The organism is Kitasatospora sp. NPDC038210 (assembly GCF_055600605.1).
Genome location: NZ_JBVJYK010000007.1, coordinates 255,440 through 267,998, shown reverse-complemented (window position 1 = coordinate 267,998; position 12,559 = coordinate 255,440). Strand labels below are relative to the sequence as shown.

At 74.1% G+C, this 12,559-nt stretch carries 6 protein-coding genes; 2 read left to right on the top strand and 4 right to left on the bottom strand.

Features of this window, described 5'->3' with window-relative positions; all coding sequences use genetic code 11:
- Positions 1–15: 15 nt before the first annotated feature.
- From ACZ7KX_RS17415 to ACZ7KX_RS17400, 4 genes are all read right to left on the bottom strand, one after another.
- Positions 16–4,710: a DUF6603 domain-containing protein gene (locus tag ACZ7KX_RS17415; protein ID WP_470327160.1), complete on the bottom strand. Its 4,695-nt coding sequence runs from the start codon at positions 4,708–4,710 to the stop codon at positions 16–18.
- Entirely contained in the window at positions 4,703–7,249 is a 2,547-nt protein-coding gene (locus tag ACZ7KX_RS17410) for a hypothetical protein (RefSeq protein ID WP_470327159.1), read from the bottom strand. The genes ACZ7KX_RS17415 and ACZ7KX_RS17410 overlap by 8 nt, the downstream gene beginning before the upstream one ends.
- A 133-nt stretch (positions 7,250–7,382) precedes the next feature.
- A complete protein-coding gene (locus ACZ7KX_RS17405; RefSeq protein WP_470327158.1) occupies positions 7,383–8,624 on the bottom strand; it encodes a glycosyltransferase family 4 protein in 1,242 nt (413 codons plus the stop codon).
- Between the two features lie 128 nt (positions 8,625–8,752).
- Positions 8,753–10,174, bottom strand: coding sequence for a glycosyltransferase 87 family protein (locus ACZ7KX_RS17400; protein ID WP_470327157.1), 1,422 nt, complete (start codon positions 10,172–10,174; stop codon positions 8,753–8,755).
- A 329-nt stretch (positions 10,175–10,503) separates the two neighbouring features.
- On the opposite strand from ACZ7KX_RS17400, the gene ACZ7KX_RS17395 reads away from it, so the two are divergent.
- Together ACZ7KX_RS17395 and ACZ7KX_RS17390 are read left to right on the top strand one after the other, a co-directional pair.
- Positions 10,504–11,901: a sensor histidine kinase gene (locus tag ACZ7KX_RS17395; RefSeq protein ID WP_470327156.1), complete on the top strand. Its 1,398-nt coding sequence runs from the start codon at positions 10,504–10,506 to the stop codon at positions 11,899–11,901.
- Positions 11,889–12,551 (top strand): response regulator transcription factor, encoded by a 663-nt coding sequence (locus ACZ7KX_RS17390; protein ID WP_470327155.1) that lies wholly within the window; start codon positions 11,889–11,891, stop codon positions 12,549–12,551. Before ACZ7KX_RS17395 ends, ACZ7KX_RS17390 begins: the two co-directional genes overlap by 13 nt.
- Positions 12,552–12,559: the final 8 nt, after the last annotated feature.

The window sequence follows — 12,559 nt, the reverse complement described above, 5'->3', positions numbered from 1 at the left end:
TCGAACCTTCCGTCGTCAGGGGACGTACAACTCGGCGGTGGCGGCGAGTTCGACCGGGTCGGGGCCGGGGGCGGCGGCGCCCGCCAGGGCGGTGCCGCCGGCCACCAGGACCCGGCCGTCCGTCAGCTCCACGGCGGCGAAGTCGGACCGGCCGGTGGCCAGGCGCCCGGTGGCCGTCCAGGTGCCGAGGGCGGGGTCGAGGACGGTCACGCTGCGGTGGCCCGCCTCGCCGCCCGGGCCGCCGGTGCCGCCGACGAGCAGGACCAGGCCGGAGCGCAGGGCCAGGCAGCGGTGTGCGCGGCGGCCGCCGGGCATCGGGCCGAGGGCCGTCCAGGTGCCGGTGGCCGGGTCGTAGACCTCGGCGGTCGCGAGGCTGCGCGGGTCGTGGCCATCCGGGCCGGCCACCGCGTCGCCGCCGGTGACCAGGACGCGGCCGTCGGCCAGCAGGGTGGCCTGGTGGCCCTTGCGGGCGGTCAGCAGGCTGCCGGTCGGGGTCCAGGAGCCCGTCCCCGGGTCGTGGAGTTCGCAGTGGGCGAGGGCGGCGTCCGGGCCGCCGGTGGGCAGCGCGCCGCCGACGACCAGGACCTCGCCGGTCTTCAGCAGGACGGCCCGGTGCCCCGTCCTGGCATCGGTCATCGACGGGCCGGTGGCGGACCAGGTGCGGGTCACCGGGTCGAGCAGTTCCACGGTGGCCAGCGCCCGGCCTGCGCCGTCGGTGCCGCCGGTGACCAGCAGCCTGCCGTCGGTCAGGGTGGTCGCCGCGTGGCCGTGGCGGGCGGTGGTCAGCGCGTTCGCGGTGGGCGTCCAGGTGCCGGGGGCGGGGTCGAAGAGCTCGGCCGTGCCGAGGACCCCGCCGTCGGCGGAGCGGCCGCCGGTGACGACCACCCGGCCGTCGCCGAGCCTGGTCGTGCCGTGCCCGTGGCGGGCGGTGGCCAGCGGCGGCGCGGCCGTCCAGGTGGCGGAGACCGGGTCGAACAGGGCGGCGGCGGCCAGTGCGCCGCCGGTGGCGTCTCCTCCCCCGGCCACCAGGACCTTGCCACTGGTCAGCCGGACGGCCTCGACGCCGCGGGCGGCGGTCGGCGGGCTCCCGGCGGCGGACCAGCTCCCCGGGGTGGCCGGGGTGCCCACCGCCTCCTCCTCCGGGATGACGTGCAGCCGGTCGGCGAGGCTGCCGTCGTGGCGGATCCAGTCGGCGAGGGCGTCCTCCGCCGTCGTCCGGCTGCGGAAGGTCGCCGCGGCGAGGCTCCCGGTCGGCGGGTGGGCCTGGACGTTGTTGCGGAGGTTCGCGACGACGTAGCGCCGGTCGGTGAGCCGTACGGTCTCGTCGGCCGGGAACGGCCGACGCAGCCCGGCCTCCCGTTGGGAGACCGGTGAGCGGCTGGTGGCGCTGCCCTGGAGCAGCTGGTTGAACACGGCGGGGCTGACGTCGTGGAAGCGCTTGGGTGCGGCGACGGCGGAGCGGGCCGCCATCGGGACGACCCGCCGGGCGGCGGCGGCGGTCGCGGGCACCCCGCTGTCGATGACGTGCAGTTCGTACCGGGCGCTGCGGCGGACGACGCGCGGTGAGAGCAGGGTGCCGGCGGCCGCGGTCAGCTCCAGGCCGGCGTCCTGGTTCTCGTAGGCCGGCCGGGAGAGCTTGGCCGCGTCGTCGAGGTCCTGGAACTGGGCCATCGCGAACTTGTCGCCGGTGACGGAGACCCGCGTCAGGCCGCTGTCCGGCGCGGGGGCGATGCTGAACCGCCGGCCGTCGCCGGGCCGCTGGGCGCCGATCCGGTCCAGCCGGACGTCCAGCGGGATCGCGCGCTGGCGGACGAAGAGCGTGCCGAGCGGGTGGAGGACCAGCTGGTCGGTGTCGGGCAGCTGCCGCAGGGTGACCAGGGCGTTGGCGCCGCCGGAGGGCAGTCTGGTCTGCCAGCCCTCGGTCTTGGCGAACTCGCCGGCCAGCAGCGGGAGCACGGCCACCGGGGGCAGGGTGGTGTTGTGCTCCTCGCCCCAGGAGATGTCGAAGTCGGCGGAGATCTCGAAGAACAGCAGGGAGATGGAGCCGCGGCCGTGCGCCCGCCAGGGCGAGGGGCCCTCCAGTTCGAAGTTCAGGTCGATGCCGAAGACGCCGACGCCGAAGGCCTTCAGGGTGACCCCGGCGGAGATCGCGATGGTGAACGCGAACGGCGAGAAGCGGAACAGCGCGTCGAAGGAGAGGTGGCCCTCGATGCCGAACCCGCCGAAGCCGAGCCGCAGTTCGGCCGCCGCGCCGAACTGGACGGTGTTGCTGGTGACGGCGAAGTAGCCGGAGACCCGGATCAGTTGGCCCGGCCGGTTGAGGATGTCCACCGAGAGCCGCTTGGGCACCGGGAAGGGCAGCGGCGGCGGCTTGAAGGAGGGGTGGAACCCGCCGACCGTCAGGACGAGTTCCGGCGAGTCGCCCCAGGCGACCAGCAGGCCCATGCCTCCGTCGATGGTCATCATGAGGACGTGCGAGTCGAAGAGTTCGGCGAAGAACCAGAGCCTCGACTTGTCGACCTCCAGCGCGCCCACGAAGTCGACCTGGAGTGCCAGCAGCGGCAGGTCCTCGCTGGGCAGGACGCACTTGAGCACGCCGAGGACGGCGATGTTCCCGGGTGGGATCTCGATGACGACCCCGAGCGAGACGCTGACCAGCGTGGGTGTCCCCCAGCCGATCTTCGCCATCGGCCCGATGAGGAACCGGCCTTCCTCGGGCGGGAAGAAGCGGCGCAGGTCGGAGAGGATCCGGGGGGCGTTGGCGATGACGTCCCGCGGGAACATCACCGACTCGACCGCGCCGGTGCGCACGCCCTCCGCCAGGGCCTGCAGGTTCATCGCGCGGTTGAGCCCGATCAGTCCGCCGACCGCGAGCAGGGTGAAGCCGTAGCCCAGTTGGATGCCGGTGGCGCCGAAGTCGGTGGTGATCACGATCAGCAGCGAGAAGCCGTCGCTGCCGTCGGGCATCCGGGTGCTGATCAGACCGATCGCCTTGAGTTCGACCAGTCCGGCGAACTCCAGGTCCAGGGCGCCCGCGTACTCGCCGTGGTCCGGGTCGAAGTACAGGTACCCGCCGCCCTTGACCGGCCCGGCGTCCACCGAGAGGCCCACGCCCTTGGGCGGCTTGAAGCCGAAGGAGAGGTCGACCGGGCCGAGGTTGCCGTCCCCCTTGGGCCGCAGGGCCACGTCGGCGTTGAGCCCGATCTGCTCCACGACGGCCGTGACCGGGCCCAGCCGGGCGCGGAAGGACACGCCGAGGCCGATGGGCAGCCCGTCGGCGTTCGGCGAGGCGGAGATGGTCAGGCCCTGGATCTCCAGCGGGCCGAGCTCCAGGTGCGCCGGGAGCTGGATCTCCAGGTTGGAGGTGCCGCGGAAGTAGAAGCCCTGCCGGTAGGAGACGCCGACGGTGAGGTCCGCGCCGAGGGTGAATCCGCCGCTGGGCAGGACGGCGCCGACGAAGCCGTCCGCGCCGGCCGGGGAGAAGACGAACTCCAGCCCTTCCAGGCCGAACTCGGCGAAGAACTCGACGGCCTCGCCGACCAGCCGGACCCCGCCCGCGCCGGAGATCCGGCGCAGCTGGAGCCTCGTGCCGTCGGCCCTGCCGAACAGCACCCGCGGGGCGTCGGCCGGGCCCGACCGCTCCACCCGGACGTCGATCGACCCCTTGGCGTGGACCGCCCCGGTGGACGACTCGAAGCCGAGGACCATCTCGATGCCCCGGCCGGGCCGCACCAGCAGCGCGACGCCGCCCTGGAGGTCGAGGTCGCCGCGGATGGTGACGGCGATGTCCGGGCCGAGGTCGAACCGGAAGCCCTGGCGGCCGGTGAAGGAGGGCATGAGCGCGAGCCCGGGCGGGGCGCCGGCGGCGGCGGGCAGCGGCAGCAGGCGCACGGCGGCGGTCATCTCGGCCGTGGGCTGGACGCGTTGGAAGAGGACGGCGGCGAGCGTCTTCGGATCCGGCGCGAGCGGGTCCGGAGCGGAGCCCTGGACGGCCAGCGCCGTCGAGGGCGGGACCGTCCCCGTCTCGACGTCGGCGCCGATGGTCCGCAGCAGGTTGTCGAGCTGCGAGAGCAGCGCCGGGTGGTCGAAGTCGGCGGTGCCCCAGCCGAAGGCGTCCTTCAGTACCTGCGCCGGGTCGGTGAGCGCCCGGGGCAGGTCGCCGAGGTCGAGGCCGAGGTGCATGTACGGCGGGCGGTTGCCGGCGGCCGGGGCGTACCCGGCCTTGATCACGCCGAGGCTCCGCAGGGCGAAGCCGAGGTCGGGGTGGTAGCGCTGCAGGTAGCCGACGATCAGGAAGTCGAGGAGCTGGCCGGGGAAGAGGGTGAGGAAGCCGTCCGCGCGCAGGGCGTCGGGGATGGACGAGGGCGGTGCGTCGGTGATCGCGTGGATGCCCTTGATCAGCGCCTGGACGGCACCGAGCGCCCGCTTCACGTCATCCGGCGAGAAGGAGGCCGACGCGGAGGCGCCGCCGTCGCCGACCGTGCCGTCGACGTTCAGCCCGCCGTCGCCCAGCAGGGTGTGCAGGCTGTCGTAGAGCGTCTCGACGGCGTAGCGCAGGTCGACGAAGGGCTGCGGGACGTCGGTCGCGATCCAGCCCAGGCGGCGCAGCAGCGCGGTGAACGCGGCGGGGGTGGCCAGCCCGTCGCGCAGCGGCAGCAGCGCCTGCCCGACCTCCGCCAGGATCCGCTCGAAGGTGCCCGGCTCACTCATGCTTCTTCGCCTCCTTCTTGGACTCCGGGTAGAACTTCCTGTCGAGGAGCGCGTGGAAGGTGGGGTCGACCCGGTTGACGATCAGCCAGGCGCAGACGTGGCAGAAGTCCGTCGAGCCCCGGCGCATCTTGCAGCGGCCGGTCGGCCGGTAGTGGGCGCCGGCGAAGGTGGCGCCGCCCTCGAAGATCCCGATCGTCCGGGCGGACTTGCAGGGTGGGCTGAAGTCGGGGATGTCGACGGGGTTGTCGTCCTCCTTGTCGTTCTTCTGGACGTGGTCCGGGTTCTGGTTGAGCGGATCCCGGTGGTCCCGGAGGTACTTGAGCACGTCCGGCTCCACCACCAGGAGCGGCTGGTGCTGGTTGTCCTTCAGCGGGACGAAGGCGATCGAGCCCTTCACGAAGGTCGGGAAGGGCGCCGTCCCGGCCCGGGTGAGGATGATCGCGCCCTCCGCCGGGAGGACCCGGCCGACGATCAGGCCCTCCAGGTAGTGCGCGGCGCTGACGTCCAGCGGGAGCTGCCGGCCGAACGGCTCGATGCCGAAGTTGCGCAGCCGCACCTCGGTGAAGAGCTTCTGGGCCAGCTGCCACTCCGCGATGTTGCGCGAGCCGATGGTGATCTTGATGCCCTGGACCGGACTGGTCACGTTCACCGAGTCGGTCAGCAGGACCGCGGCGGAGCGGATCCGGGGCAGCTGCAGCCATTTGACCTTGGCCGGGTCGATGTGCCGGTCCGGGTCGTCGCCCGCGCGCAGGAAGCCGAGCACCGACACGTTGTCGCCGAACAGGTCCGCCGACTGCTTCGCGTCCGTGCCGTCGCCGTCGAACTCCTCGTACTCGTCCGACAGGTTGAAGCTGTGGCCGAACTCGTGCGCCACGGTCTGGACGATGTCGTCGTAGTCCACCTCGATGTCGGGCGGTGGGTCCCGGCGCTGCTCGCGCTTGTCCGTCGCGTTGGCGTAGACGTAGGAGAGCTGCGGGAGTCTGTTCATCGTCTGGGCCGTCACCGTGCGGCCGTTGAGGTTCGTCCCGCCGATCAGGCCGTCGTTGACGATCAGGGCGATCAGGCCCCGACTGGGCTGGAAGCGCGAACCGTCGGGCAGCCATTGGGCGCCGACCGGGGCCGTGGAGCCGGTGAGCTTCAGGCCGCCGACGAAGCGCAGCAGCGTGTTGGCGGGATTGACGTGCGACCCGTCCATGTAGAGCTCGGGCGGGTGCCGGCGCGGGTCGAGGGTGAGGTTGCGGGTCGGCTCGTTCTGGTAGAACTCCTGCAGCCTGGCGACGAAGGCCGTCACCGCCGCGGAGTGCCTGGCGTCGTCGGGGGGTTTGGGCACCGGGTCCGTGCCCGAGGCCCGGTCGGCCGGCCGGTTGCCCAGGTGGAAGCCGAAGAAGGTGTCCCGGGCGTGCAGGATGCCGGCCGACTGGTGCGCCTTCCAGGCCTGGACGAGGTCCTCGGTGATCTTGTGCGGGTCGATGTCGAGGTCCTGGTCCTGCCACGTCGCCGGGAGGTTGCTCCGGCTGTCCCCGCGCATGGGCAGCCCGACCCGGCGGACCAGCTCCTCCAGCGTGTAGAGCGTGCCGCCGCCGATCCGCTTGGTCGGGATCGGGTAGCCGGAGCCCGTCGCCCGGCCCGCCTCGACCGTCTCCTCGCCCGCCGAGACCCGGAACCCGCAGGTGACGGTGTGCTGTTGGGAGGGGGTGAAGGCCTTGAAGGCGTTGAAACTCGCGCGCAGCATGCCGTACGGCTCGTGCGCGGGCTTCTCGAACATCTCGTGGACGGTCCGGGTGACGATCTCGTCGAACTTCGCGCGGTCCTGCTCGCGGAACCCCTCGGCGAGGAACAGCACGTTGTGCTTGTCGCCGAGGGCCGCCGGGTCACCCCCTCCCAGCTCCCACGTCAGCGCGTGCTGCGCGGTGTAGTCCGTCACCCACACGTTGAGCAGTTGCGCGCCGCCCAGGCCCGGGAACAGGCCGGAGAGCACCCACGGCGTGCCCGGCTGGGTGGGCAGCACGCCCCGGACCCGGCCGGTCGGCGACACGACGAGCTGCCGGGTGTCGGCCGGCACCAGCTGGACGTACCCGTGCCCGGTGATGTCGCCGATCAGGTCCGTCCCCGCTCCCGCGTCGTCGCTGAACTTCGCGTACAGCGACGGCTGGGCGTGCGCGACGGTGGCGTCGAGCGCGGTGGTGACCGAGTCGTTGCCGAACCACCAGCCGACGACGGACCGGTGGACCTGGAGCCGGCCGACGAGGTACTGGTTCCCGACGTGGGCCTGGAAGAGGAAGACCCCGGGAGTCGTGGCCGTGACCTTCCCGGTCGCCTTGTCGAACGTCGGCAGCCCCTCGAATCGGTGCTCCTTCGCGTTGAACGGCGCGAAGAAGTCGAACTCGCACTGGCCGGGGGGCACCGCGGTGATCACGAAGCCGTTCGTCGCGGGCGTGGCCTCCTTGCGCGTGGCCAGGGTCAGGACGAGCGGCGGTGTGCCGCTCAGGGCCATGTGCAAGTCGCAGTGCGGAAACAGGAGGAGATCGAGGTCGGTCACGGAGGCTTCTCCTGTCTGCCGTCCACGAGTTGGGCCCACCGGAGCCGATACCGGAGCAGGTGATCCGTAACCATACTGATGGGCACTGACAAATACAGAGAATTATCGAGTCAATGCCCTGAACGGGTAATTTTCATTCGATCGATGATCGGACACTATTTTCTTGTGAATCAAGCTCCGGCGAATCGGAGCCGGGTGGATCGAGCTCCGGTGGACCGAGCTCCGGTGAATCGAGCTCCGGTGCCCCGGGTCCCGGGGTGAGCAGCCGGGTCAGGCGGTCGGCGGAGGCCTCCCAGGTCCACTCGCGGGCGACCCGACGACGGCCCTCCCGCCCCATCGCGGCGCCCTCCGGGGTGGTCAGCAGCCGGATCACGGCCCCGGCGACCGCGTGGACGTCCCGGCCGTCGACGACGACGCCGGTACCGCCGTCGAGCACCGCGTCGGGCGCACCGCCGGAGTCCCCCGCCACGACGGGCAGACCGGCGGCCGCGGCCTCCAGATAGACGATGCCGAGCCCTTCGGCCTCCAACCCGGCCCGGCGGGTGCGGCAGGGCACGGCGAACACGTCGGCGGCCGCGTAGTAGGCGGGCGTCTCGGTGTGGCTGCGGCCGCCGGCGAACACCACCGAGCCCTGCGGCAGCCGGGCGGCGAGCCTCCTCAGCCTCCGCTCGTCCGGGCCCTGACCGACGATCAGCAGCACCGCCCCCGGGACGGCGCGGCGGATCAGCGGAAGGGCGCGGATCAGCACGTCCTGGCCCTTGCGGGGCACCAGCCGGGCCACGCTCAGCACCACCTCGCGGCCGTGCAGCCCGTACCGGTCACGGACCTCCCGGCCCTGCTCCGCGCGCGGTTCGGGCCCGAAGGCGGCCGGGTCGACCCCGGGCACCAGCCGGGCGAGCCGGGCCCGGGGCCCCAGCGCCGGAGCGATCCGGGCGCGGGTGTACTCGCCGAGGTAGGTGACCGCGTCGACGCCGTCGCCCACCCGACGCAACAGCCGACGCGCCCCGGGCACCCGGGCCCACCAGATCTCGTGACCGTGGGTGGTGGCGACGATCCGCCGCACACCGGCCCGGCGCAGCGCGGGCGCCATCACGGCGAGCGGGGCCGCCGCGCCGAACCAGACGCGGTCGCAGCCGTGTTCGCGGACCAGCCGCACGGCGCGCTCGGTGACCCTGCGGGTGGGCAGCAGGGTGCGGGCGGGGTCCCGGAACACGGGGAACGGCAGGCTCGCATCGAACGCGGCGTCGCCGGGCTCGGAGGAGGTGTAGACGACCACGTCGTCCCCGGGCACCCGGGTGGCCATGGCGTGCACGAAGGTCTCTATGCCGCCCTGCCGGGGCGGGAAGTCGTTGGTGACGATCAGTGTGGTGCCCATGCGGCGGCCTTTCTCGGGCTCCGGGCGGGCGCCGGAGCGTCGTGCGGTGGAGGGGTGGTCGTGGTGGAGGAGCGTCGTGCGATGGAGGAGCGTCGTGCGAGGAAGGGGTCGTCACGATGGAGGGGTGGTCAGGGCGGAGGGACGGTCACGGCGGCCGCGCCGGCGCTGGTGAACGAGGGGGAAACCGCCCGGCGGCCGACCGGCCGGGCCCGGCGGGGCGGGGTCGCGGTGAGCGGGGGAACGCCGACGCGTACGGCAACGGCCACCGGCACGACGCCGGGCACGCGAACCGTCCGGACCCGGTGTCGGACCGCCCGCCGGCCGGGCGGACCGGCCGGGGCGCGGCGGGCCCAGAGGGCGAGGAGCAGCGGCAGGGCGAAGTAGCCGAACCGCCCGGCGGGGGCGAGGAGGAAGGCGAGGCAGAGGCCGACGGCCAGCCGGTCGGCGGCGGCCGCGAGGCTCCGGGGCGGGCGGACGACGAGGGAGACGGCGACGGCCGCCCCGCCGCACAGCAGGAGCAGGACGGCCGCGCACCAACCGGCCGGCCCGAGCTCGGCGAGCAGTCGGCCGGGCAGCGGGCTGGCGGCGGGTGTCGGGACGGCTCCGCGTCCGGTCGGGAAGAGGAACACCTGCTCGACCAGCCGGCCGGGCGCGACCAGCAGTGCGGGCAGGACCAGGGCGAGGGTGCCGCCCGCCCAGACGGCGGCGCAGCGGACGGCGGCCCCTCGCCCCCGGCCGGCCGCCACGAGCGCGACGGCGACCGCGACCGCGGGCAGGGCGGTCCACTTGAGGGAGCAGGCGGTGGCGAGGGCGAGTCCGGCCGCGACCGGCCGGTGGCGGGCGGCGAGGGCGAGCGCGAGGGCGAGGAGTCCGGTGAGCGGGAGGTCGATGCCGCTGACGCAGAGCGGCAGCGCGACGAGCGGGGAGGCCACGAGGACGGCGGTCGCGTACCCGGCTCCGAGGGAGCGGGGGGCGGTTCCCGGGGTCGTGCCGCGCCGCAGCACCGCGTGCGCGGCGGCCAGGCAGGCGACCAGGGCGGCGGCGCACCACAGCCGGGGGTCGCCGACCGGTCGGAGCGCGGCGGAGCCGTCGCCGAACAGCCGGGCGGGCATGCCGAACAGGGCCATGCCGGGCAGGTACGGGTCGTAGTCCGTCACGGCCTGCGGATCGGCCGGGTAGGGCGTGCCGCTGTGCAGCAGGGTCGCGGCGGATCGCTCGATCACCAGGACCTCGCTCTGGGCCCGACCGGTCGCCAGCAGGACGGCGAGCGGCACCAGGACGGCACCGACCAGCGCGCAGCCGACGGGCAGCGCGGACCCGGCGCTCGGCGCGTGGCGCAGTCGGGCGGGCAGCCGGCCGGCGAGCGCCGCCGTCAGGTAGCCGACGGCGGCGCACCAACCCCAGACACGGTGCGGCGCCAGGGCGGAGAGGGAGGCGAGGGCGGCGGCGAACCCTGCCGCTCCGAGCCAGCCGGCGATCCCGAGCGCGCGCCGGGCGGCGGGCCCGCCCCGCGCCGCACCTCCCGTGCTTGCGGGGCGGATCGTCGTCATCGCTGCTGCAACCAGTCGTTTCGGCACCGCTCCATTCCAGTCGGACGGGGGCGCGCGGTCATGACAGGTAGGTCGAGGATCCGTGGTCGGGTTTCCCCGACCACGGCCCGGGGGGCGGCGCACGGCCCTGCCCGGTGACGAGCGCACGGCCGGCCGCTGCACCGGCACCGACTCCCCTACGGGTACGGGGAGTTGAGCTTCTGCCGGAGGCGGTACGCAGTGGACCGTGCGCGGAGGGCAGGGGGGCGGGTTTTCCCTACCGACGGGGACGGCCGTCCGGGCTAGGGTTCTTGATGATCATCGAACGCCCATCGGACGGAAGGCACGGGATGTCCCGCGCGGATGAGGCCGGCACGACGGCCGGACCGGACGACACCGCCTGGCCGGACTCCCCGGCCCGGCCCGACGGGACGGCGGCGCCCGACGGGACGGCGGCGCCCGACCTCGCCGTCCGGCGGGCGCTCGGCCGCCGGCCGCCGGCCTTCCTGTTCTCGACCTGGCCGCTGCGGTGCTGGCTGCACCAGCTGGGCGGCGTGCTGTTCGGCCTGGGCGTGCTGCTCGCCCTGGCAGTGCTGGTCTCGGTCGGGATCCCGCTCTCGGTGGCGGGTGTCGGCCTGCTCGTGCTGGCCTGCGTCCCGCTGCTGGGCATCCCGGTCGCCCGGCTGGAGCGGCGTCGGCTGCGGCTGGTGGAGCCGGTTCGGCTCGCGGACCCGCACGCGCCGGTGCCCGAGGACGGGCTGCGGAACGGTCTGCGGCGTCGGCTGCGGCACCGGTTCACGGAGCGGGCCACGTGGCGGGAGTCCGGGTACGCCGCCCTGCTGGCGATCGTCTTCACCGGGGCCGGGCTGGGCGTGCTGGCGCTGCTGGCGTTCTCCTGCATCCTGGTCGCAAGCCCGGTGGTGGTGTGGGCACTGGCCCCGGAGACCGTGATGATCATCCCGGGCCGGGCGGTCCCCGGTCCGCTGTCCGCCCTGCCGTTCGGCCTCGCCGGTCTGGCCGGGGTGGCGCTGTCCGCTTACGCGGCGGGCTGGCTGACGGCGGGCCAGGTACGGACGGCCCGGATGCTGCTGGGGCCGCGCAGGGATCCGGACCACCACCGGGTGATCGAGCTGACGCGCTCCCGGGCGCGGCTGGCGGACGCCTTCGAGGCGGAGCGGCGCCGGATCGAGCGGGACCTGCACGACGGCGCGCAGCAGCAACTGGTGGCGCTCACCATGACCTTGGGGCTGGCCGAGCTGGAGCTGAAGGACTCCGCCCCGGAGGCGGCCGCGCTGGTCGCCCGGGGTCGGGGCGAGGCGCGCCGGGCCCTGGAGCAGCTGCGCGACCTGGTGCGGGGCATCCACCCCCAGGTGCTGACCGACCACGGGCTGGCCGCCGCGGTGGCGGAGGTGGCGCAGCGTTCACCGATCCCGGTCGAGGCCGCGATCGACCTGCCGCGCCGCCTCCCGCCACTGGTGGAGACGACGGCGTACTTCACGGTGACGGAGGCGCTGGCCAACGCGGCCAGGCACAGCGGGGCCTCCCGGGTCGGGATCACCGGCCGGTTGGTGGACGACCGGCTTATCCTGATGATCACCGACGACGGGCGGGGCGGGGCGGATCCCGGCGCCGGTACCGGCCTGTCCGGCCTCGCGGACCGCTTGGCGATCCTGCGCGGACGGCTGACGGTCTCCAGTCCCGTCGGCGGTCCGACCCAGCTCCGGGTGGAGGTCCCGTGCTCCGCATAGTGCTCGCCGAAGACGCCGTCCTGCTCAGGGCGGGCCTGACCGAGATCCTCGACCGCAGCGGCCACCGGGTGGTCGCCGCGGTCGGGGACGCGCAGGCCCTGGCCCGGGCGGTGGAGGAGCACCGGCCGGACGTCGTCATCACCGACGTCCGGATGCCGCCCGGCTTCCGCGACGAGGGCCTCAGGGCGGCCCTCGACCTGCGCGCCCGGCACGACCGGTTGCCCGTCCTGGTGCTCTCCCAGTACGTGGCGACGGCGTACGCGACACAGCTGCTCGGCGGCGACGGACGGGGCAAGGGCGGCCTCGGTTACGTGTTGAAGGACCGGGTCGGCGAGGTCTCCGAGTTCCTGGACACGCTGCGCCGGGTCGCCGACGGGCAGACCGTCATCGACCCGGAGGTGGTGCGGGTGCTGCTGGCCCAGCAGACGGCGGCGCGGCCGTTGAGCCGGCTCACTCCGCGCGAGCGCGAGGTGCTCGGGCTGATGGCCGAGGGTTGCACCAACCAGTCGATCGGGACCCGGTTGGGCGTCACCGAGGCGTCGGTGGTCAAGCACGCCGGCAACATCTTCATGAAGCTGGACCTCGATCCGGCGGAGGGCAACCGCCGGGTCCTGGCGGTGCTGGCGCACCTGCGGGGCGGCGCGGGCTGATCCGACGG